The sequence below is a fragment of the Aliikangiella coralliicola genome, from assembly GCF_007004725.1.
GTDB classification, from domain to species: Bacteria; Pseudomonadota; Gammaproteobacteria; order Enterobacterales; family Kangiellaceae; genus Aliikangiella; species Aliikangiella coralliicola.
In genome coordinates, this window is the sequence record NZ_ML660161.1 from 112,834 (window position 1) to 136,834 (window position 24,001).

16 protein-coding genes are annotated in these 24,001 nt (G+C 41.8%); 7 read left to right on the forward strand and 9 right to left on the reverse strand.

Annotation, left to right across the window (positions count from 1 at the left end):
• Positions 1–87: 87 nt before the first annotated feature.
• Both FLL46_RS03495 and FLL46_RS03500 read left to right on the forward strand, forming a co-directional pair.
• Complete coding sequence (locus FLL46_RS03495; RefSeq protein WP_142892054.1) at positions 88–684, forward strand: DUF938 domain-containing protein; 597 nt, start codon at positions 88–90, stop codon at positions 682–684.
• 25 nt (positions 685–709) lie between these two features.
• Complete coding sequence (locus FLL46_RS03500; protein WP_142892055.1) at positions 710–2,857, forward strand: trypsin-like peptidase domain-containing protein; 2,148 nt, start codon at positions 710–712, stop codon at positions 2,855–2,857.
• 19 nt (positions 2,858–2,876) lie between these two features.
• Here FLL46_RS03500 and FLL46_RS03505 read toward each other — a convergent pair whose 3' ends face one another.
• The 4 genes from FLL46_RS03505 to FLL46_RS03520 all read right to left on the reverse strand — a co-directional run bounded on the left by FLL46_RS03505 (position 2,877) and on the right by FLL46_RS03520 (position 7,680).
• The gene (locus FLL46_RS03505; protein WP_168204027.1) at positions 2,877–3,419 is read right to left on the reverse strand and encodes a hypothetical protein; all 543 of its coding nucleotides are present in this window, start codon (positions 3,417–3,419) and stop codon (positions 2,877–2,879) included.
• A gap of 10 nt (positions 3,420–3,429) precedes the next feature.
• Positions 3,430–5,604, reverse strand: a complete 2,175-nt coding sequence (locus FLL46_RS03510) for a carboxypeptidase regulatory-like domain-containing protein (RefSeq protein WP_168204028.1) — start codon at positions 5,602–5,604, stop codon at positions 3,430–3,432.
• Between the two features lie 66 nt (positions 5,605–5,670).
• Positions 5,671–6,486, reverse strand: coding sequence for a divergent polysaccharide deacetylase family protein (locus tag FLL46_RS03515; protein ID WP_142892058.1), 816 nt, complete (start codon positions 6,484–6,486; stop codon positions 5,671–5,673).
• A 12-nt stretch (positions 6,487–6,498) separates the two neighbouring features.
• Positions 6,499–7,680, reverse strand: a complete 1,182-nt coding sequence (locus FLL46_RS03520; protein ID WP_142892059.1) for a S41 family peptidase — start codon at positions 7,678–7,680, stop codon at positions 6,499–6,501.
• 220 nt (positions 7,681–7,900) lie between these two features.
• Between FLL46_RS03520 and FLL46_RS03525 the strand changes: the two genes are divergently transcribed.
• The 3 genes from FLL46_RS03525 to FLL46_RS03535 all read left to right on the forward strand — a co-directional run bounded on the left by FLL46_RS03525 (position 7,901) and on the right by FLL46_RS03535 (position 11,088).
• A complete protein-coding gene (locus FLL46_RS03525) occupies positions 7,901–10,360 on the forward strand; it encodes an intermembrane phospholipid transport protein YdbH family protein (protein ID WP_142892060.1) in 2,460 nt (819 codons plus the stop codon).
• Positions 10,361–10,514: 154 nt separating this feature from the next.
• Entirely contained in the window at positions 10,515–10,733 is a 219-nt protein-coding gene (locus FLL46_RS03530) for a YnbE family lipoprotein (RefSeq protein WP_142892061.1), read from the forward strand.
• A 28-nt stretch (positions 10,734–10,761) separates the two neighbouring features.
• Positions 10,762–11,088, forward strand: a complete 327-nt coding sequence (locus tag FLL46_RS03535) for a YdbL family probable chaperone protein (RefSeq protein WP_168204029.1) — start codon at positions 10,762–10,764, stop codon at positions 11,086–11,088.
• Between the two features lie 146 nt (positions 11,089–11,234).
• Here the strand turns inward: FLL46_RS03535 and FLL46_RS03540 are convergent, their stop codons facing one another.
• On the reverse strand, positions 11,235–11,834 hold the full coding sequence (locus tag FLL46_RS03540) for a glutathione S-transferase family protein (protein ID WP_142892063.1): 600 nt from the start codon (positions 11,832–11,834) through the stop codon (positions 11,235–11,237).
• A 145-nt stretch (positions 11,835–11,979) separates the two neighbouring features.
• Here FLL46_RS03540 and FLL46_RS03545 point away from each other — a divergent pair, with 145 nt between their 5' ends.
• Entirely contained in the window at positions 11,980–12,489 is a 510-nt protein-coding gene (locus tag FLL46_RS03545) for a hypothetical protein (RefSeq protein ID WP_142892064.1), read from the forward strand.
• Between the two features lie 78 nt (positions 12,490–12,567).
• Here FLL46_RS03545 and ygjK read toward each other — a convergent pair whose 3' ends face one another.
• The gene (gene ygjK, locus FLL46_RS03550; RefSeq protein WP_168204030.1) at positions 12,568–15,060 is read right to left on the reverse strand and encodes an alpha-glucosidase; all 2,493 of its coding nucleotides are present in this window, start codon (positions 15,058–15,060) and stop codon (positions 12,568–12,570) included.
• Positions 15,061–15,358: 298 nt separating this feature from the next.
• On the opposite strand from ygjK, the gene FLL46_RS03555 reads away from it, so the two are divergent.
• Positions 15,359–18,136: a TonB-dependent receptor gene (locus tag FLL46_RS03555; protein ID WP_142892066.1), complete on the forward strand. Its 2,778-nt coding sequence runs from the start codon at positions 15,359–15,361 to the stop codon at positions 18,134–18,136.
• 95 nt (positions 18,137–18,231) lie between these two features.
• On the opposite strand, the gene FLL46_RS03560 is transcribed toward FLL46_RS03555, so the two are convergent.
• The 3 genes from FLL46_RS03560 to lacZ are packed head-to-tail and all read right to left on the reverse strand — an operon-like array spanning position 18,232 to position 23,897.
• The gene (locus FLL46_RS03560; protein WP_142892067.1) at positions 18,232–19,761 is read right to left on the reverse strand and encodes a tryptophan halogenase family protein; all 1,530 of its coding nucleotides are present in this window, start codon (positions 19,759–19,761) and stop codon (positions 18,232–18,234) included.
• A gap of 39 nt (positions 19,762–19,800) precedes the next feature.
• A complete protein-coding gene (locus tag FLL46_RS03565; RefSeq protein ID WP_168204031.1) occupies positions 19,801–20,670 on the reverse strand; it encodes an SMP-30/gluconolactonase/LRE family protein in 870 nt (289 codons plus the stop codon).
• 29 nt (positions 20,671–20,699) lie between these two features.
• Positions 20,700–23,897 carry a beta-galactosidase, LacZ type gene (lacZ, locus tag FLL46_RS03570; protein ID WP_142892069.1) on the reverse strand — a complete coding sequence of 1,066 codons (3,198 nt, stop codon included), beginning with the start codon at positions 23,895–23,897 and terminating at the stop codon, positions 20,700–20,702.
• Positions 23,898–24,001: the final 104 nt, after the last annotated feature.

Sequence of the window (24,001 nt, forward strand, 5' to 3'; positions counted from 1 at the left end):
TTCTAAGATAATCGATGCTTCACTGCAAAATGACTGACAGCGGAAATCAAGTTATAGTCGAAACTCTTTTTTACGGGAATTTTAATCATGTCTGGTAAGCCTTTTGCTGAATCTTGTGAGAGAAATCAGCAGCCAATCTTAGCGAAAATTAAATCACTACTGGTACCAAAAGACAAAGTATTGGAAATCGGCAGCGGTACTGGTCAGCATGCTGTTTTTTTTGCGCAGAATCTACCTGAAATTACTTGGTATACCAGTGACTTACCAGAAAATCATGCTGGTATTCAGGCTTGGATTAGCGATGCAAATCTAGATAATGTGGTGCAACCATTTCCGCTCGATTTACTGAATGATTCTTTACCTGAGGAAAAGTTTAACTGTATTTTCTCCGCAAATACCGCTCATATCATGCCATGGGCTGCTGTGGAGAAGATGTATCAATGCGCAGGAGAGGTTCTTTTATCCGGAGGCTTATTGATACTTTATGGACCTTTTAATTATCAGGGAGAGTATACGAGCGAGAGTAATCGCCGCTTTGATCAATGGTTGAAATCACGTTTTTCTCACCAAGGGATCCGAAACTTTGAAGCATTACAAGATTTAGCACGAAATAATTCGTTATCATTGCGTCACGATTATGAAATGCCAGCCAACAATCGTATTTTAGTTTGGCAACGAGAATAAAATAATAACAATAAAGGAGTGGTTAATGGCGCTTAAAGTTGCAAACTTATTGAATAAATTGATTGCTATTTTACTCTTTATTTTTTTGATAATTTCAGCGTTACCGCTTAAGGCACTCTCTGAACAAATACAGCAAAGTCGTTTAATAGAAAGACCGGAGAGTTTTACTACCAGGCAGTTGCCAGAGCTACCCGTCAATTATCTTCAATCTGTTAATCTACAGCAGCTAAATAAACAAGATAAAATCCGGGCGCAACAAAACCAGCCGTTTCGCTTTGCTATTCCAATTTTTCCACAACAATCAAAAGAAATGTCGGGAGAGTGGCAAGTTGTTGGTGAAATGGCTATCTGGCGTTTGAATATTGCTTCTACGCAAGCAAAGTCTTTCAACTTTGTGCTATCACAATTGACGTTACCTGAGAGTGCACAACTCTATTTTTATAATAAAAGTGCTCAGCAAGTATTGGGGCCTTATACAAAAGACGATGTCGCCGGCAGTCAGGAATTTTGGTCTCCGTTGATAGAAGCATCGGAAGCGACCATTGAAATCAATGTTCCTGTCTCTGATAAACCTCAATTGAATTTTGAAGTGTCGCAAATTAATCTGGGTTATCGTGATTGGCAACAGGCTAGCTTACCTGATAATGAATGCCATATTGATGTCGTCTGCTCGCAAGGTGATGATTGGCGAGATCCTATTCGTTCTGTCGCGAGGTATACGATTAAAGGACAGTTTTTATGTACCGGCACATTGGTTAACAATACTTCCAATGATCGAACGCCTTATTTTTTGACCGCGAAACATTGTGAAGTGACCCCTTCGTCTGCAGCATCAATGATTTTTTATTGGAACTATCAGACATCAAGTTGCAATGGTGCGCGCAACGGCAGTCTCACTGATGTCCAATCGGGCGCGGCTTTTCGAGCAGCATCGGAGCATTCTGATTTCGCGCTGGTGGAGCTTAATAAAGTACCGCCAAGTCCGTTTAATGTCCATTGGTCTGGCTGGGATAGACGAAATTCGATTCCAGATATGGTTGCATCCATTCATCATCCTGGCGGTCTGGAAAAAAGTATTTCTCTTGATTTTGGACCATTTTCCAGGACGCAGAGATTTAGTGACTCTAACAATACAAATGGCGCTTATTTAAGAGTAACCAGCTGGGATGAAGGCTCGACTGCGCCGGGGTCATCCGGGTCTGGAATATGGAACTCTCAAGGACAACTAACCGGTACATTAACTGGTGGCTTTGCTTCCTGTCAGGCGCCACAAGAATCTGATTGGTATGGCAGAATGGCAGTCCACTGGGATGCGAATTTAAGTCAATCAGCACAAGTTAAAGCTTGGTTAGATCCTGAAACGACTGATGATTTAACCTTGGCTGGCGTTGACGAGTGCTCTCCTCCTGAAGTGTCGGTGACCGTTGAGCCGCAAAATATCAAGATTAATGAAGCTGCACGCTTTGTGATAAATAACGGCGAAGATAGCTATTTGTATCGATGGGATTTTAACGATGACGGGAGAATTGATTCAACCAGTGCCGCGCCTGAGTATACCTATGATTATTTATATAAAGGAAATTTACGTTTGAAAGTGGTCGCTGAAAACGGTTGCACCCAAACGCTAACCCGAGCGATATCTGTGTTGCCCCCGGAAGAAGAAATATTCCCATTGGCCGGTCGTCTTTCTTCCCGTTGGTCTCAGTCTCGCCGTGCAGACGATGGCTGGTTTATTGACTCAAATTCCTTTTTTGAAGGTGGGCTCAGCCTAAAGTCGAAACCCATTAATAATTCGCAAAAAGCTGCAATCGAACTTATTCATAATTTTAACCACCCCACGGATAATTTCATCAGTTTTGCTGTTAAAACTTCTACAGAGTCTGGAAAAGATAAACTCAACTTTTACGTTGATAACCGCCTGGTTGATTCTTGGGATGGTGAAGTGCCATGGCAACTTAATTATTATCCGTTAGAACCAGGACTACACATTCTTAGCTGGAGTTATGAAAAAGACAATCGAAATTCTGCAGGTGCTGATGCTGTCTGGATTGACGCTGTGAGTGGTATTACTCAGTCGAGTAGCGGTGGTGGGGCCGTTAATATTTATTCTTTATTGTTGCTAGTTTGCATTTGTTTCGTTGGTAGAAAAAGAAACAAGAACCAACTTTGTTGATTCTTGTTTCAATTAAAGATTAGTTATTCGATTCAGCTTTCTGAACAATAACTCGTTGACCTTTTTCATCAGTAACAACTTCACCAACAGGTGCTAATTCAAAAGGGCCTTCCCCAACTTTGACTGGAATAGTAAAAGGTTTTGCCATGGTTTTTCCATCTTGCTCAACGCTGGCAACCAGGTTGATGTAGTAAATACCATTTTGTGGTGCAATAACTTTTAACACCGGGAGCGATTCCCTTTGACCTGATTTTTGTAGCTGGCTAGTCCAGTTTGTGTTGCCATTGAGCCAGGTTAGCTTTTTAGCTGATGCCATTTCAGATTTAACTGAAGATTTTGCTGCTGACTTAAAACTGACTTCAATTTCGATTTCTTCGCCGGCTTTAGGCGAAGAAGTCAAAACATTGTAGGTCATAGTTATTGGAGCGCCTGGTTTACTATAAGTGTGGCTCACTGGGCTTTTTTCGACTTGCGATACTACTCTCTGACCTGACTCGGAAGTGCAAGCCATAAGTGCGCCACCCAATAGCGCTGCTAATCCAATTCGATTGATTGTGTTCATTGTTAATCCTCTAATTTGCGCTAATGCTGACATCAATACAAGTGTCTTTACCGGCACCGCCGGTGATATTTGAGCGTTCATGGACATCCATAATATAGGTGCCAGGATCCAGGCTTCGGGTGACCGATTCGTCTCCACTTGCTTCGCCGCCAAATACGAACTGACCCTGTCGGTAAACATGGAAATTAGGGTTGTCGCCTGCAGATTTGCCGTTGGCGGTAAATTGATAACTGCCTGCAGTAGAAATATCGACGCGGATAAATTGGCGGTTGCCAAGTTTGTTGTATGACCCGTTATCGCCAAAGCTGCAAACTTCAATGCTACCGCCGCCAATAGTGATAGCTTTGTAGACAGGTAGGTTTCTGGCATCGCCACCGTTGTTGGTTTCTGTTGAACCAAAATCGTCTGCAGCGATAACACTTTGTGAAGCTAGTAGTGCATCAATCGCGCTGGCGTTTGCTGGAGATTCAACTTTGATTTGATTAGCTAAAGAAAATATCGATGTTAATGCATCGGTTGTTTTTTCACCGTTAATTAATGCCTGGTAAATTGGTCCGAAACCCAGCGATAGGTTGTCTGCACCGTCATTGTTAGAATCGTAAATATCGTATAACAAGGATTGTACTGTGAATTCGGAAAACCAACCTTGATTGGAAGTTGGGTTTGATTCAACATTGATATTAAAGCCCTGGCTTTGGCCGCTGCCAAATGAATCTCGGTAGAAAGAGTCATCGGTAATAATACCCGAAAGCGCGTTTCCAAATCCTTCACCGACTGCAACTCGCATATCAAGTTTATCGCTACCGCTGTGAGAACCACCCAACGAGTCTGAACGAGATAGTCGACCTTCAAAGTAATGTCCCCATTCGTGAACAACAACATGGCCGTCATATTCATCAGTGTCACTATTGGCGTCTCCTAAAATAAAGACTTCAGTGCCATTGAAGTGGGAAGTTGAGATCTGACCTTGAGACGTATCACCGTTGACCGCGACGTTGTTAATACTCCAGTTAATTTTCAACGCAGCCAGAGCGACAGTACTGTCAACAGCGACAATTTTTTCGTGCGCTTCATAGACTGAATCCAGAATAGCGAAAGGTGCCGCAACTCGAGTATTGCCGTAGCTTGAACCTGTCCATCCAGAAGCCGCATTAATATTTAAAGTGACGGGCGAAGTATTCACCGCTTGAATTGCGGAATCCATTGCATAAAGCGCCTGACTATTAGTGTTATCCACAATGGTGGTGTCCCAGGTTGGCACTGCACCGGTTTTCTTGAGCTCAGCTTTAACACGGACGACATAGCTTGTTGATGGGTCAACATCAAAACTGTAGTCACCATTTGCGTCACTAGTGGTAGTTTGCAAAATAGAAGCTTTGCTTTCGTTTAATAATTCTACCGTCGCGCCTCGAACAGGTGCCTGAAAGGTGTTGTTATAATCCAGGCCGTCGGTTGACGTATTGTGAGGAACGTGATCATAGGTCACTTTTCCTGATAGTGCCACGGTTGCTGGTTGATTGATTATGGTAACAGTTACTTCATCCGCTGCCGTTACACTCGCTGAATCTGTTACTGTTAGCCTGAAACCGAGTTCGGTGGTTTGATTATCAGGAACATCGGGGGCTGTGAAGCTAGCCGTTGCCATATTGGCATTGGTCAGAGTCACCGAGTCACCGCTGATTTGTTCCCATAAGTAGTTTGTGATCAAGACATCATCACTACTTCCTGTGCCGTTTAAAGATACAGTTGTCGCCTCGACCGCTTGAAAATCAGCGGGTGCAACAGCCTGAGGTGGCATATCTGGGGTAATGGTAACAACGACGGTATCGGAGTTGGTCGCGCCATCGTCATCAGTGACCGTTAATTGGAATGTTAATTGAGTGTTTGCGGCAACGTCAGGTGCAGTAAATGAAGCGCTGGCCATACTGGCATTATTTAAAGTAACACTTGGCGTGCCAGCTGTTTGTGTCCAAGCATAAGTTGCGATCGAACCGTCAGAATCACTACTACCGCTTCCATCTAAAGTTACTGTCGTTGCTTCTACAGCATTAAAATCCGCTGGAGCCGCAGCATTGGGTGCCTGGTTTGCTGGAGGTGTGGTTGTTCCACCACCGCCGCCTCCACCGCCACAGGCGATTATGCCGCTCAATAAAATGGCCGCCAAGGGATTGGTTATTTTCTTCATGATATGCCTCATTATTAATATCAGATTTTTGAGATATTAGACTGTTTGGTTATATTTGTCGGTGTACTATTTTACAAATTTTCGACTTAATATTGATGAATCTGAAAATTCAATAAATTTTTCCTTATTTAACAAGCGACTAACGCTTGTTAATTCAAATTCATTAACTAAGCTTGGTAAAACTTGTTGTAGAAAAGCCAAAGTTTCAGGGTAAGGATGGCATATAATGACGACTTTTCCACGAAATTGAGCAATCCGTTTCGCCCGCTCCAACCTGTCTTTAAGAATGTTGGTTAATTCTTCCCCTTTTTCATTGGTGTGGTGATCAAGAAATATATCTCGGCCAATTGTCGGTAATCCAAGTTTTTCTGCGACGTTTTCAGCAATTGATGCTTCGCTGGTCTTAGAATCCAGAAAGTACCAGTTCTTTTGTTTGGCCAAAATCATTAACCAGGCCATCTTCTCCGGATCTTGCGTTAACAGGCTGCCCATATGATTGTTAAAGCCTACCAGGTTTGGAATGGAACCTGCGTTGGTTAAAAAAGTATTTTTAAATTCACTGACTGCCATGTTAGAAAAAAGCGCACCGGGGCCGAGCAAGTCAGGACGAGTTTCCGCTTCCATTGGCAGGTGCATAATAACTTCATGACCTCGTTGATTGGCAAGCTCCGATATCTTTTTAGCGTGGGGGGTGTGAGGCAATATCGCCATGGTTAATGTCGCCGGCAGCGCTACCATTTGTCGGGCGATAACGGAATTGTCGCCCAGATCATCAACGACAATTGAAATTTTGGGTTTCTGCTGAGTGGGGATACCGATTGAATTCGACCAGGCAAATGGCGATACCAAAAACACCAATGTGATTAAAATACTTCTTATCAAAATTTAGCGCTCTTAATGAACTGGTTTTTTAGATAGTAGATTATAGGCCTGTAACAATTGGGGATCGTCGAGTAAGCTCACACTATAGGGATTTTTTCCCTCTGTTTGTTCAAATTCGACATCAGGTTTTACGCCGACATCCTGGATTTTGTTTCCTAGTGGAGAAAAATATTCCGCAGTAGTTAATTTGACTCCAGATTCGTGATTGAGAGGAACAATCGATTGAATAGACCCTTTTCCGTATGAATTTTCACCAAAAATCAAAGCCTTGTGATGATCTTTTAAAGCAGCAGCTAAGATTTCACTGGCAGAGGCCGAGCGATTATTGATGACGACAACCACTTTCAAATTGCTTAATGGGGCCTTCGTGTGAGCGTAGTAAGTTTGATTAGAGTCATCGGTTCTTCCGTTTGAAATCAGCAATTTACCTTTGGGTATAAAGAGATCGGATAACTCAACGGCAACTTCCATAACACCCCCAGGGTTATCTCTTAGATCAATGATTAACTTTTCTAACTCGTGTTCCTTAGAGAGATCTTTAATGGCGTCAACAAATTCACTAACGCTGTTAAGCGTGAATTGTGAAATTGCAATATAACCGGTGTTATCAGGCAATTGTTGGCTGGTAATGCTTTCTAATAGAATAATTTCTCTTTGCAAATCATAGTCTTGTGGTTTTGCAAATTCAGCTGCGGCGACGGTGAGATTGACTGAAGAGCCGACTTCGCCTTTCAGCATTGTATAGGCTTCCATGACCGGAATGAACTGAATTTCTCGCTGATCAATATGAGTCACTATCATGCCCGGTTTAATACCAGCGCGAGCAGCGGGACTATTTTTAACGACTTCGGCTACTTCGATACCATATTTATGATCGTTAAAACTCAACCCTATTCCAGCATATTCTCCCTCATTATCAGTATTGAACCGCTCAAACTCTTGTGGTGACAGATATTTTGAGTGTCTATCTAAACTGCCTACCATGCCTCTAATCGCGGCACGTAAAAGATCAACGTCATCCACCGGTTGAACGTAAGAGGACTTTATCTGATAGTAGGCTTCGGAAAATGCGCGCAACTCATCGAGTGGTAGCGGCTCTTTTTCAGCTTTGGCATGAACAAAACCTGCATAAAAAATAAACATGCAGAACGACAACTGTTTCAATAAGGTGGTGCCATTATTTGGGAAGTTCATTCAGTCACTCGATTTTAGTTAGTTTCAAGTTTTAATATAGCCAAGCCGCTCTCATACAACAATCAATTTTGCCTCATTTTTATTTATGAATAGATTTTATTAGCAGAATAGTGTTTATTATTCCTATTTCTTGTTATCAGTCATTCAGCTTAGCATTATTGATGCTTGTACCTGCCAGAAGTTACTGGCAGTTGTAAGCTTTTGAGGAAGTTTTCAGGTTATGGTTAATCGTTTCAAACTGGTTGCTGTTGTTCTGTTGTTCCTGATTTTATTCAGCTATGCCACTTTTCCCTGGTGGGCTGCAAATTTGGCAGCGCGCTTTTTACCGGAAAATATGTCACTGACTAATATTGAGATTGGCTATCCCGGTTTGCACGGTGTTAGCGTCAATCGAGTCGAAATAAAAGTTGCGCAAATTGATATTCAATTGACAAATTTCTCGCTGGATTATTCGTTGGAAAAAATAAAAGCTGAAGCGATTTCACTGCAGTTTTTGAACGAGAATAATGAGAAAGCCAGTACGCCTGAAAACCAATTTAAACTTGATTTGCCCACAATCGATTTTTCTAGCCTCTATCAGCAACTTAAATTTTCTGAGGTGCAAATTGATCAGGTAAAAGTTATTCGACAAGAAAAAGAAATTAACATCAGCGATATTAAACTGAAGCTGGAGCAGGCTGGAAAGGCGGAAATGGCTTTTCAGTTAGTTAAAGGTCCTCTGATTGCACAAACCAGGAACACTCGTTTACTGGTCAATATTAGCGAAGAGAAAACCACTGCAAATTTGGAAGTCGAAGGAAATAAGTTGCTATCAATGATGTATAAAATTGATAGCAATCGCCGAGAGGTTTCATTGCAGCTGGACGTTAATCGCTTCTATTTAGTGGTGAAGGAGCTGATTCCGCCTGAAATGTTAAAAGCGTATCTGAAAAATATTGATGAGGCTTTAGTTAATGAAATTAACATTGATGGTCAAGTTAATATTCAATTGGTGCAGGATGATCAATTACAAAAGCTACACAGCGAATTGAGTTATCTTGGCACATTGAGAAGTTCTCCGTTTACCGAACAACCTGTTCAGTTATCAGTCAATAGTGTTAGCGAATCTAACAGCTTTCCATTTGAGCTGAATACTAAGCTTCGCTTGAGTTCAGATCAAAGCCTTAACTTTAAACCCAATCAAATGACGATTGATAAGCCTGACGTTAGTGTTGAAACGGTGGTATTAATTGATGCCGAACATTTTCAGTTAATAGAGCCTCAGATTCATACTCAATTTAATGAAGTTGATTTACCAGATAATAAATTGCGTGTAGATCAGTTGGTCACTCGTAGCCAAATTAGCACTGTCGACTTAAATCTTTTTTCTCTTGAAAACATCCAGGTTGAAACAAAGATAAACAATGCAATTGTTAATTTCAGGAATGCAAAAAGTGAATCGGAAATAGTAGCCTCTATCTCGGGCAAGCTGGAATTGACCAGTTTAGACTCAGGGAATATTTCTGGAACATTAGCGATTAAACCAATAAAGACACCTCAATGGATGCCTTCTGAGGATAACCAGGTTTCGGTGGCGCTGTCTGGTATTAACCAATCACTGACTAACGGCAAGATCAAAATATCAATGCAGGATAGTTTCGGAGAGATTTCGGATATTCCCTATCAACAGGCATCAGCTGATTTACTTTTGAACATTGAAGAAAAAGTTGTTGCGGGAAATGGGGAAATTAAGTTAAACGAATCGATCGTTTCTCCATTTGAAGTCTCATTGGATAGAGAAAATGGCTATCTCGACGTGAATTTGCCAAAGCATGATATTGACCTGGAACTGGTAAATTTTTTGATTCAATCTCTTGAACTTTCCGATTTACCGGAAATTGCGTTTGAATCTGGTGAGTTGAGCCATCAGGGAAACTTTGTTCAACGCGAGAATTTGTTGGTCGATAATCGAGCCAGACTGAGAGGGGCTGATATTCAATTTGGAAAAAATACAATCGTTGATGTTAATCTGGATGCTCAGTTAAAAAGTCTCGACCCGGTTGCTGCTTCTTCACAAATAACAGGTGAGAAAATAGTTTTTGCGAGTGATCTGGAAATGACTGATTTTAATACTCGTTTGCTGCTGGATAACAATAACCGGTTAAATATACAAAAACTCGGTCTACGCCTTTTGGGCGGTACGCTCAGTGGAGAGCAGATCGTTATTGAAGGCGGCCAGATATTACCATCAGAAATTAAAGTGAAAAAAATGTCGTTAACTGAGTTAGTGTTTTTCACAAAAATGGATGCTTTATTTGCGGAGGGAGATATTGATCTAAATATTCCAGTTAAAAACGATGGCGATAAAATTGTTGTTGAAAATGCGACATTTAAAAGTCTTAATAAAGGAATTATACGATATAGTACCGGCACTCCACTGGATGAATCGAGTAATATTGCACTAAAAGCATTAGAGAACTTTCATTTTACAGAGTTGAGCGGTGATTTTGGATATGATAAGAATGAACAATATCATATAAAGATTCATTTACTGGGCAATAACCCAGATTTGTATGATGGTTATCCAGTAGACTTTGTATTAAATATATCTGGCAATTTACCGGGACTATTTAAGTCACTATTTTTAACGGGGAGTTTCGAAGAGGCGATTCTCAACTCTGTTAAGACAGGTTCACAGTAAATATTGATTGAATTTGCGTATTTAGGGGAGCTGATTTTAGGCCTTTTAATCATCATAGATTATGAGCCTGATACAAGGAATATTAATTATTCAGTTCAAATTCATTAAAAATAGACTATGATTGCGTCTATTCAAAGGTTACAAGAGACAAACTATGTTAAGTCCATCGTCTTTACCAGAAACGCCGTCTTTTTTAAGACTATCGGGTGTCGCGCTTTTAATTGCATTAACAGCGGCTTGCAATCCAACGGTTCGAGTTGAAGCGCCGACGGAGCCAATTCGAATAGAAGCTAATATCACGATTAATCATGAAATTAAAATTGTTGTTGAAAAAGACGTAGAAGAAGTTCTTGCTGAAGACGACCTTTTCTAGAAACCAGGAATTAATGAGGATTATTAACATGAAATTATTTTATCAATCGATCATCATTTTATTTTTAGCTTTCAGTAGTTCTGTTATTGCGTCTGAACTCACTGCGCCAAAAAAAGCGGGTATTATCGGTGAAAGGTTTGACGGTTATGTGGGCATCATTAAGAATGCTTCGCCAGAAATTAAAGCATTGGTTAAAAATGTGAATAATAAGCGAAAAGAACGTTACAAAGCGATTGCCAAAAAACGTAAGCAATCTCTACAGACAGTGCAGCAAATTGCGGGAGAATCTGCATTGAAAAAAACAGTAAAAGGTAATTATATTTTTCTAAAAAGCAAAGGCTGGGTTAAGAAGTAATCACATCGTTATGATTGCAGTGATTTGAGCTGTGATCTTGCAGACGATGTGAGCAATTGGTGTTAATCATTCAAGGCGGAATATTCCGCCTTTGTTTTTTCTGAGTATTTCTGATCTAGCGTACCTGGATTGAGTTGGACACTAAATTATTCAGTTAACTGATTACTCGTAAAACACTTTCGACTGCTAAATTGCTGATAAAATTTTTCTATTGTCGGATATCCTTCTCGCCAGTTAATGTCTGAATGACGAAAATCCAGGTAAGCCAGTGCACTCAATAAGTTGATGTGCAACACGGTAAATTCGTCAGGCAGAATCGCTAATCGAGTTTCGATATCTTTTAGCGTTCGTGAGATGGCATTGTTATATCGCTGCCACCAGAATTCAGACTTAATGCCATCTTTATCGCGTAAAAACTCGATACGTCTGGCGACGCTAACGTCAATGAGCCCTGAGCAAATTGAGTAAAATGTTTTCAGTCGCCAGTCGGCATAAATTGGATTAAATAATTCTCCGCCGGTATGGGTAGCATCAAGATAGTCGCAAATCACTTCGCTGTCAGCAATGGTTTCGCCGTCAGCAACCAGGCATGGCACTTTCCCTAACGGGCTGGCCGCTAGAAAAGATTCCTTATCCTCAAACGGGTGGGCTTCGATAAAGTTAATTTGCGCTTCAATTCCAATCTCTGATATAACCATTCTAACGCAATTAGCGTAAGGCGAGGATTTGGTGTAGTAAAACTCCACGATAGCTCCTTTTTATTTTGAATCTGCTGTTTTAGACAAATCGAAGTTGCTGGATTGGTTTTGGCCAATCGTTGTTTGCTAATATTGTTAGCTAAATGATCTGATCTGTTTGAAACCCATTATTTGAATAGGCATTATAAACCCAATGGAAAGCGAAGCAGAAGCTAAAGCCGCAGAAAATACCGATAACCCTTATCAATCGCCGCAATCACAAATTGGGGTTGAGTTTGAGCCCGAGACTTATCAAGGAAGTATCTATAATATATTATCGATCGCCGTGGCGACTTTATTTGGTTCTGTGCTGGCTGCCGGGTTATTACTGCAAAGTAATTTTGAAAAGTTTGGGCAAAAGCGACAAGCGATTGTTACACTCTTTTTAACAATTATCGCGACTATCGGATTGTTGTTTGCCAGCCTGTTTATCGACTACCCTTCTTCGTTACTTTATTTGCTGATCAATTTTTTAGCTGCGGTCATTGTATTACCACTCACAGGCTTTCTTCAGGGAAAGTCGATAGACGATCATGAGTATTCCGATCGACCGTTCCATTCCATATTTCGCGCAATCGGCATAGGATTGGTTTGTATGATTGGATTAGGCGTGATGTTGATGACCGCACTAATGTTGTATCTAAACTTTGCGCAACCTTATTAACCTGAACTCGGGTTTACTAATTCGTTATTGATTGTCCAAAAGCATCAATTGTCCAAAAGCATCAATTGTCCAAAAGCATCAATTGTCCAAAAGCATCAAGACATGGGCTGCGCTCCAGCTAAAATTAGTTGCGCCCAATGCGCCGCCGGTCACTGGATCATAATTTTCTCTAATTGAACCTGAGTCGGTCAGGCCTTGCGCTTTTTCTAGTAATCGAGCGGTCAGTGCTTCTGCTTTTCGATTGAATCCGTAATTTTTTAAGGCTTTGATGCCAAAATAAAATTGATCAAGCCAGACCCGCCCACGCCAGTAAATATCTGATCCATAAGCAGGGTTGGTTAGTGAAGCAGTTCCCAACGGAATCGTCGTATTGAACTCATTTTCGTCGGTCATAATCCTGATAACGCGGCGAGCCTTATCAGGCTCTGCAATGTTGGCCCAGAGCGGCAACCACCCTTCCGGCCCCCTGCCTCTTTTTACTAGTAACTCACCCCCACATTGGTTGGCATCAACTTGCTCAGAAATTTGGCGATCGTAATAATAACCGGTGTCTTCATCGAAAAAGCATTGATTGATAAGGCTTTTCAGATGAGCTGCTTGCTGAATAAACTTTGCGCTGAGACTGTCCTGACCAAGCACGCTCGCTATTTGCGCAAGTATTTGTTTTTCAACGAATAGAAATGTGTTGAGGTCGACAGATTCCTGGTCGATTGAGTAACCTAGAAGATTATTGCTGTTATCTCTGTTTTCAAAGAAACGAACTTGCCAGTCTTTGCGAGCCTGGTCCAGGGTAATTTTATTTTGTTTGGCGTATAACTGGAGTTGAACATCGGTAACGAATCCGAAGCGAGCCGCATTGTCCATGCCTGATTCCCAGCCCGATGCGTGCTGGGCCTGGATATCTAACCTTTGATAACTACCTTCGTTTAGTACCGACGTGTAAAGTTCCACGCCGGTGCAATGATAAACCGAGTTTTTACCTTGCTGACAATTTTTTAAATTCAGATTTTCAGGGAATTCCTGGCTTCCGCCTATCGCAGGGTATTGAACTGAAAATAGAAGTTCACCCTTCTTATTATTATGGATTCGATGGTTGGTGGCACCGTATTCTGCCAGGCCGTTTTGGTTGGTATCTCGGTTTTTATACCACCACTGATGATAGGCAACGAGCTTGGGAAACATTTCTTTGAGAAAATCTTTATCGTTGTCTTGCTGAAAAATTTGCCAAACTGCCCAAGCTGCTAGCGGTGGTTTACTATTTCGCTCATTCCAGTTGCCGCCGTCTCCTGCCCTCACGCTGTCTGAGTTGTAGAAGATTGCGTCAACGACCATGCCATGGTCTTGCGGTCTGAGTTTGTCGTTAGACTGGATTTGATAGTCAAACATTGCGCGCACGTTGTTTTTGGCTAATTGCGGTGAGAAGTAACTGGCTGCATAAGCGTGTTTCCAGCTATCCCAGGCCCAGAAGCCGTTAAACCAACGAGCGGTAACTGAGGGGGAAATACCACCGGTCTGGAGTTTTCCTGCTGGACTGCGCCAGTTCCCTATCAAGGTTTCGAGTGCTTTAACTTTCAATCGAATAGCTGGTTTCCCAATGTTATTTAACTGCAATCTGTTTATGTATTCTCGCCAGCGTGACTCGGTTGCTTCGATATATTGATTTGGATTATTCAGAACAGAAGTTACTTTTATTTGTTCAGAAGCTGATTCCTGTTTGGTATGAAGATAACTGTGCGTTGTTTGAATGGTTTTACTGCCAAGAGCAGGCACAGTGAGTTCTGTCGAGCTAGTGTAGCTCAGCGATGCATGTTTGATAGTAGTGGAAGACGGAATTGAGCGCTCAATTTTATACATAGATTCGCCACTCATCATGTTTTCCCAAGTCGCTCTTACCTTTCCGAAATTAAACTGGACACCCGAGTCACTTGATGTGATCGAGCGTTGCCATTGCGGAAATTTATCGGCAACTGTTTTCGATTGGTCCCAGTTAGAAAGTAATGAACCTTGCCAATTTAAATTTAGAACGAGCGGTGCTTGTAAGTGATTAGTTATTTCCGTCGATACTAAAGCTGTTCTGTCGGTAACAAATCGTAAGGTCAATTGAATCGTTAAATTATCCAGTACATATTGTTGCCATAGTTGGCCAGGCTTTGCGCCGAAGGTTTTGGTTCCGTTGCTCAGCTGGATGGCTTTACCGCCCTCAGTGGTGACTTGTAGTCGCTCGAATGCCGAGGCGATAAATAAACTGTACTCTTCGGCGATGACCATGGGGCCGTTAAAAGTCGCTGAATAAGAATTCTCTTCCGGTAGTAAAAAACCATGCCACGCGCCGAGATCGAATAGTGGGTTGAATCTCTGGTTCTTAAATTGATCGAATTCCTGGTGGTATGTCGGCCGACCGGTTCGGTCGATGGATCCTTGATATTGAGTTGATAATTCCTTTACACCGAAGGAATGCTCCGGTGCTGTCGATGTTTGGGTTTGAGAACAACCCGAAAGAATCGTAAGAATAATCGCGGTTAGCAGCGTTGAAACCGGTTTTGCGTAGTAATTCTTGGAGATTTGGCTCACTAAAGGCATTTTTATTATATTATAAATAAGTTATTTTAATTTCTATATCCTAGCATTTTTACTGTTGGTTTATCTAGCTTAACTTAGTGTAAAAATAAGAGATTTCCCATTTTTTAGCCAGCATGTATGGTCCCGGTATCATTTTTTATCGAGAAGAATATGATTGAAGAAATATTTAATTGTATGATAAATATTGCAATATGGCGGCTAGTTATTGTATAACTACCAATCTCAAATTGGGTTTCATAGAAAAAATGAATGACTTGATGATTGAATCAGGCTTCGTAGGGGGAAAATCATGAACAATAAAGAGCATAAGTTGCGGCTGTTGCCCGCGATGATTATGTTGAATCTAGGAGTAATCAGTACAAACGTCTTCGCTGCAGAATCTGCTGATAGTACGCAGAACTCGGCCAATGAAAGCGTAGTTAATCAGGAAGAGGTTGCGGAAGATGAAAATAAGATAGTCGTTGTCGGTATCAGGGGTAGTCTGGAAAAATCCATGGACACCAAGCGAGAAGCCAAGACCTTTATCGACGCGATTACCGCCGAAGATATTGGTAAGTTTCCTGATCAAAATGTTGCCGAGTCATTACAGCGAATTGCTGGTGTTGCTATTGACCGTGAAGGTGGCGAAGGTCAGTTAGTCAGTGTGCGTGGCCTTGGTTCGGAGTTCAACACCACGCTACTCAATGGCCGTTCTTTAGCATCAATCAGCGGTGGCCGAGGGTTTAGCTTTGATGTGATTGCATCGGAATTGATTAGCGGCGCACAGGTTCACAAAACCCAGTCGGCCAGTATGGTTGAGGGGGCTTCCGGTGCGACGATTAACCTGGACTCTTTTAAACCTTTGGATATCAAAGGTTTTCGAGCTGTTGGTAGCGCCAAATTTCTACATGATCGAATGACCGATACCACTAAACCGCAGGTGTCGGGACTAATCAGTAATACCTTCGCAGACGAAACTTTCGGAGTACTACTCTCTTTTGCACGAACTGATCGGGAGTATCGTTCTGACCAGGCGCAAAATGGCGGATTTTATCAAACTGACCTGAGCTTTGAAGATCCGAATAACCCGGGTCAAATGATAGAAATGGCAGATGTAACTATGCCGCGAAACTATGATCAAATTGCTAAGTTGGAAACCCGTGAACGTACCGGAGGTACTGTGGTATTCCAATACAAGCCGACTGAAGATATTACTTTGACCGCTGATTACCTGGTTTCAAAATATGACGTTGGTTATTCCGAGCATACACTCGCCCATTGGTTTGATACCGACTGGATCGCCGGCGCTTCGTTAGATTCAAACCGAACTGCCGTTACTCTCGATTTTCTGGGGGAAAGAGGCGGAAAAACGGACTATTTGAATCGAGAGTCTACCCGCCCTACCGAGACCGATCTATATGGTTTTAATATGGAGTGGAATGTTGGTAGTACATTGCAGCTAGCAGCGGATATTTATCGTTCGACTGCAGTATCTGATAATTTCGATGGCTGGACCGATACCGTTGCCGGGGTAAGAAACGATTATTCCTATGACAATTCCACTAATGCGCCCTTACCCACCTTAACTTTCCAAGAACAGCTCGATGCTAATAACCTGTTAGGCGGTTGGGGAGAAAGAGGTGGCTCGTATATTTCCGATGAAATTACCGAGGCGAAAGTGTCCGGTGAATGGGATGTCAATGTGGGTCCATTGGTGAGTGTCAGCTTTGGTGCGTCCAGTTCAGAGCGAGAGTTAAACACCAGAAATGGTAGTACGCCGTGGCCGCTAGTGTGCTTACTGGGGTGTTTCGGTGATGTCACTATGCCGGCCAGTATGTTCAGTTTATACGATGCAGATGGTTTTCTTTCTGCCGTTGACGGTAACCCGGTTCAGCAATGGCTGACCTTTAGCTCGGCAGAGTTTTTTAATTTTGCAGCAAGTGAAGAAGCAATAAGCCAGTTTTCAGCAGAAGACCAGGTATGGATCCGCGAGGCGATTGCCGCTAATCCGAATTTTACAGCCGAGGAACGCACCTGGAATAATAACTTTGCGGTCAAAGAAGAAGTGACCTCCTTCTATACAGACTTTTTTCTGGAGCAAGATAATTGGTCCGCGTTATTGGGGTTGCGGTATATCAAAAATACCACGACCGGTATAGGAACGCAGTTTTATCTAATTGACCTTGAACCGTCTGTTACCGATCCTAATACACTGGGTGGTGTTTACTCCGATGACACCCTGCCTATCAATCTTAAAAGTGAATACAGCAAAGTATTGCCCAGTCTCAATCTGAAAGTTGATTTAACCGATGATTGGATTACTCGTTTTGCTTATTCAAAAAGTATGACACGTCCAGACATTGGCAAGATGAGCCCAAGAACTTCTTATAACGATGGGCATATCGATGACTTGACAGGTTCGGGCGGTAATCCCGCACTTAATCCTTACGAGTCCAAAAACTATGATATTGGTTTGGAATGGTATTACGGTGATGCTAGCTACGCGTCAATAGCCTATTACGAAAAACGAATTGACGGGTACATTGAAGACGAAGAAAGTATCGAAACGATCACGTTACCAAGTGGCACCTATACCTACACTATTTCTCGCCCGTTCAATGTTAATACCGCAAAAATAACTGGGCAGGAACTAATCATTCAACATATGTTTGATAATTTACCAGAGCCACTAGACGGTCTTGGTGTCATTTTAAATATGACATTTGTTGATGGGGAGTCGTCTGAAGATGAACCGAATAAACCTTTCCAGGTTGGGTTGGGTGATTCGCAAAACTTGATTTTGTTTTATGAAAAAAATGATTTTCAAGCGCGAATTGCCTACAACAACCGAGATGAGTTTTTTCAATATTGGCGTGGCGGATCTTATCAGCATCCTGTTTATGTAAAAGACTATGCCCAATTTGATGTGAGTGCCAGTTATGATATTAATGAAAATTTCCAGATTTTCTTTGAGGGAATTAATGTCACTAATGAAACTTATGAAAAAAGGGCGACGTTTGAAAATCAGATGATGTCAATTACTGAGACAGGTCCACGTTACGCGATTGGTGTGAGAGCTTCGTTTTAATCCTTGTGTTCGTCGCCCGAGCATTTTTACAGGCGGACTTGTCCGCCTTTTTTTATGCTTGAATTATTGCTTCGAATTCGAATTAACTGATTGTACTATCGAGCGGTCATTGATTTGATTAATTCACGATTGGTTGGTACTAGTGCAGCGAGTTTTTCGGTTCGGCTGGCCATGATTTGTAAATTTTTAATCGCTTCCTGGGTTTCGAATTTAGACGAGTTGAGGTGACTGGGCTGGGTTAGGAAGTTCATGCCATATAATATGTACTGATAGCTAGCCACAGGAAACATATCGTAGGGGTTCATAAATCCATTGTCTAACGGGGGTTGGTTTTCCCAAAGTCGTAACAAATTTTTTAATGTGTCAGACATTGACTGACTTTTTCTGTTATCAATCCAGAATTCAGAGTCATTTCTTTTTGACAAGCAATAGTGCAGTTTTAGAAAGTCGATAATGAGTTGCCAGCGTTGTAAAAATATTTGGTTAAAATTCTCAGCGACAACATCCATACTTGAATGAGAAACCGGTAAATGTTCTGCGATCATTCTGGCTGAGAGTTCAATCATTCCTAATGCGGAAGCCTCAAGGGGTTCTACAAAGCCCGCTGACAGACCAACTGCGATACAGTTTTTTACCCAAAATTTTTGCGCATGTCCTGGCTCAAATCGAATTTCTCTGAATTGAAAATCATTAATGTTATTAACATTTGGTCTTAGGTAGTCTTCAAGTTGTTTTGCGGCGTTTTCGACTGAAATGTGATTGCTTGAAAAAACATGGCCGATTCCGCGCCTGGAGGGTAATCCGATATCCCAAATCCAGCCGGCTTGTTGTGCAACTGAACGCGTCATTGAAGCGATTGGCGAGCTCGGTTTTTGATAAGGAACCTGGACTGCCAATGCACGGTCTACAAAAAGAGTATCTTTACAGCTTTTAAATGGAATACCAAAGTGTTGCCTAAGCAGGATTGAAGAAATACCACTACAGTCAATAAATAAGTCACCTTCGATCTCATTGTTTTGCTGGGTTTTTAGTGAAGTGATATTACCTTGTTCATTCGTATTCACTCCCTGAACATTGTCAACAATATGTCGCACTTTTAATTTACGCGTGCAATGCTTTTTTAAAAATGTTGAGAATTTTGCTGCATCAAGATGATAAGCATAGTTTTCTAAGGCATTAAATTCCGGCGAGTTCAATTGCTTCGGTGCGAGAGAGAGTTCGTCTAAATAGCATTGTGTCGTAATACTTTCGGCGTAAGATTTACTGTTGCTATTTCTTAACCAACGGGCAATTAACCCTCCTTGTTGGCTTCGGTGTGGATAGCTAAAAGGATGGTAATAGACATCGTCATTTCGTCCGCTAATCCAGCGTTCAAATTTAATCCCTTGCTTAAACGAAACGTCACATTCTCTAACAAATTCGCGCTCTGAAATACCCATGGTTTTTATGGTATTGACCATGCTGGGCCAAGTGCCCTCGCCAACACCTATAGTTGGAATATCGGGGGATTCAACAAGGGTAACTTCTATCGACTGATTGTTATCAGCGCGGTGTCTGGCGGCAATAATCCCTGCAGAAATCCAACCGGCGGTTCCTCCCCCGACGATAACAATTGATTTTATCATGATATTTTCTCAGGCATTATTTCATCGATAGCGTGAGCATTAGCCCTGGTATTTTTCGGATGCTACCCCTTGGGTATTCGTTGTCATCACTAGTAAATTTCCAGACAAAGGTTGTTCTGCTATTTCCCTTTCACTTAAAGTCCACTTTGCCGTTGTAATGTAAAGCAAATCCATATTATCACCACCGAAAGCACAGCTGGTGATGTTGGCGCAAGGCATTGGAAATTCTTCCAGTAACTTTCCTTCTGGCGAAAAGCGAATGATTTTATGTCCGCCATAAAGACACACCCAGATATTCCCTTCAACATCGGTAGTCATCCCATCAGGAAATCCGTCTTTCGGCTCAATTTCTACAAATAGCCGTTTATCGGATAATTTGCCATCCGGCGACAACTTGTATTGAAATATTCGACGCTGAAAAGTATCGGTGTGATAGAGGATTTGCCCGTTCGGTGAAAAAGTTGGGCCGTTGGAAACACAATAGTTAGTATCTCGAACTTCACATCGTCCAAACTTATCCAGACAATAAAGATTGCCGCTTAAGTGAACTTCATTGTCATCCATTGTTCCTGACCAAAGGTTACCGAATGGATCGACTTTCGCATCATTGTGGCGATTACTGACATTTTCAATTTCCGGGCCGCCGATCAGGTTGAGTTTTGTTCCTTCTAAATCGATTTCCACAAAACCCTGGGCGGTTGTACCAAAGTATCGTCCATTGGTGCGTTCGACGATGCTGGTCAATGGCGTTGAAAAGTGCCATTGGGCTAAGTGTCCATTATCGGTTTTGAGACAATAAAGCACGCCTGTTTTAATATCGACCCAAAACACTTTTTTTCGATCAGCGACCCAGAGTGGTCCTTCACCCAGGATGCATTGTGAATTGACAAGAGACTCTACCTTGCTCATTTTAGTTTCCCTCTCATTTGCAGCATTGCTCATTTGACCAATTTGATATTTCGAGCGAGGTCTGGCACATTGTCTTCAGCATTGAATGGAACCATTGTGAATCCGTATTCCATGGAGCGCGGCGCAATTGTGTATTGTTTATGAACCAGCCTTCCCCAAGAGGTATCTCCACCTACGCCCATCTGTTTGTGATCAATATTTACGGTCACTAAATTTCGAATGGGCACTTCTGCACCATGTTTCGATGTCACTGGTACCAGACCGGATGCCGATGCTTCACCGTCTCGTGATGCGACAAAATCGATATCCTCTTGTTTGTAAGGCCAGGCGCTGGACGAAAGTAATGAGTCGCCGACGAACAAAATTCCTTGTCCGCTTTCATTTTTAAGTGTTAGCCAACGAACATCGGTTCTATTCGCATTTTCCTGAGGTCTTGAGTAGTGATGAATTTGTTCGATAACTGGAAAAGAATAGTGAGAGATTCTGGCAGATGTTTTTCTATCACTATAACTTTCATGAGGACCGCGGCCAAACCAGCTAAGAAATTTAAATTCACCCGGCAAAGTTAATTGCATTCCAAATCTTGGAATATTCGGCAAATCATTATTTTCGGGTAGTGTTAGTTTAGTTAGTACATGAATCTCACCCGTTCCAGATACCGTGTACTCGGCTTGATATTCAGCTTGAACTTGGCGATTTTTATGTTTTGTCGTTATTCGAAATTGGCCTGCATTTTCAACAACCGAAAGCGAAACCAGCTCTAATTGATGTGCAGCACTTTGCCATACTGACGCCCAATGTTGCATTTTGTTGCCAAGATCATTGTCTGTTGGCGCACGCCAAAAGTTTGGCACTAACGGTGACTCGATTAACGGTTTAGAATAAGACCGGTAATCACTGAGCCATCCAGTGTCTTTATCAAACTCAATAGAAAATATGTCATTTGAAAGGGTGACCGCCCTTTCGTTTTCTAATTTTTTGATATTAGAGGAACTCACTTTCCTGCGGTCTGGTTTCTTTTTCGTTACAGAAATTTTAAATTGTTCGAAGGCAATTTCGTGATCAGAATCGAGTAATGCTTCTGGTTTATCGACTTGTACACTGACAGTAATGAAATATTCTTTGTCGCTTTTTTTGGGAATGCCCGTTAATTGAAGTGCGACAACTTTTTCTTTTCCTGGTTTTATGGTGGGAATATTTTGATATCCATGACTGATAGGCTTTCCGTCAGCCTCTATTTCCCATTTCAACAAGTATCTGCTCAGGTCAATAAAATCAAATCTGTTTTCTAGTTTTACTGTTTTATCTTTAGCACTAAAATTTGAAATGGTGATTGGTTGATAAACTTTTTTGACTTCGAACAGGTGTGGGTGCGGGACTCTATTGGGATCAACCAGGCCGTTATTCAGGAAGTTTCCGTCAGTGGGTAGTTCCGCATGAAAATCTTTTCCATATGCCCAATACTTTACGCCATTTTCATTCACATATTCTAAAGACTGATCGACCCAATCCCAGATAAAGCCACCTTGAAGCACATCGTATCGATTAATAACTTCCCAATAATCTTTAAGGTTACCGACGGAGTTGCCCATTGCATGGGCATACTCGATCATAATTCCTGGTCTGCTGGGGTTTGATTTTGCGTAGGCTTCCAGCTTTTCAATCGAAGGATACATGGGCGCAAAAATATCAGTATACTGCTCTAACCCTGCTGGTTCGTACTGAACAGGACGGCTTGGGTCTTGTTCTTTTAACCAGCGGTAAGTCGTCTCAAAAACTTTTCCTTCACCGGCTTCATTGCCTAAAGACCAGATAATAATTGATGGATGATTCTTATCTCTCTCGAACATTCGCCTGGTTCTGTCGAGATGGGCTGGCAGCCAACTCATTTCATTTCCCAGTTGAGTTTTTGGGTCAATGGCTAAAGGGTGAGATTCGATATTCGCTTCATCGATCACATAAAGCCCGTATTTGTCGGTTAAGTCATACCAGTAAGGATCGTTTGGGTAATGACTGGAGCGAACGGCATTGATGTTATGTTGCTTCATTAAACGGATGTCCAGCTCCATGGATTCTCTGCTAACCACATGTCCTTTATGGGGAGAGGTTTCATGTCGATCGACGCCACGAATGGTGATCGCTTTGCCATTGACCAGCAATTGACTATTTTTGATCACTATTGTTCGAAAGCCGATGTCGTCTGAGATCGCTTCAAGAAGTTCGCCTTGCCGGTTTTTTAATTTGATAAGCAACTTGTACAAATAAGGTGTTTCCGCTGACCAAAGTTTTGGCGATTTTATTTTTCCTTGAAAAGAAATTTGGGTTTGTTCTAGCGCTGATAATGATGTTTGATGCTTTCCTGATGCGATGATTTTTAAATCGCGGTTAGCATCGAGTAATTGATACTCTACAAAATATTCACCAGTAGTCTTTGAATAGTTTTTGAGTTCAACATCTAACTCTAGTAACCCATTTGAAAAGTCTTCATTTAATTGTGGTTTGGCGTGAAAGTCGAAAATATGTTGCTTTGGTGTGGCAAAAAGGAAGACGTCTCTTTCGATGCCAGAAATTCTTAACATGTCCTGGCTTTCGAGATAACTTGCATCTGTCCAGCGGCGGATCTGGAAAGCCATAATATTTTGGCCTTGTTGAATATATTGGGTAATGTCAAATTCTGCCGGCGTTTTTGCTCCCTGGCTGAAACCCACTTTTTTTCCATTCACCCAGACATCTAGTGAAGATTTTGCAGCGCCGACATGCAAAAATATCTGCTTGTTTTTCCACTCGACCGGAATTTCGAATTCTCGGCGATAGGAACCAATTGGGTTGTAGTCCTTAGGTACATTTGGCCATTCGCTTTTAAACGGATAACGTTCATCCAGATAAATAGGGCGTCCAAAACCTTCCACTTCCCAGTTTCCCGGAACGCTAATAGTATCCCAGTTCGAATCATCGTAGCCTGGTTTTTGAAATCCACTTGGCGCAGAGCCAGGCGATTTTTTCCAATCAAATTTCCATAAACCGTTTAGCGACAGGTAGTTGGTACTTTCTTCTTTTTTCGATGTTAGTGCAGCGTAGGTTGACGAAAATGGAAATAAAGTTGCATGAGGCTCTTCTTTGTTGATCGCAAAAACGGTATGGTCTTCCCAGGGCTGTCTTTTCATCGCGTTGCTCGTTGTGCCGAATAAAAGGCCAAACAGTGCCATTCCGATTACAGTCAACTTCATTTTCACCTTCCCATTGTTTTCTGTTAAAGACTTATTAACTTATTTGTAGCATTTATAATACATTTAAGGTATTTTATAAGAAGATTGATTCTTTGTATACGAAA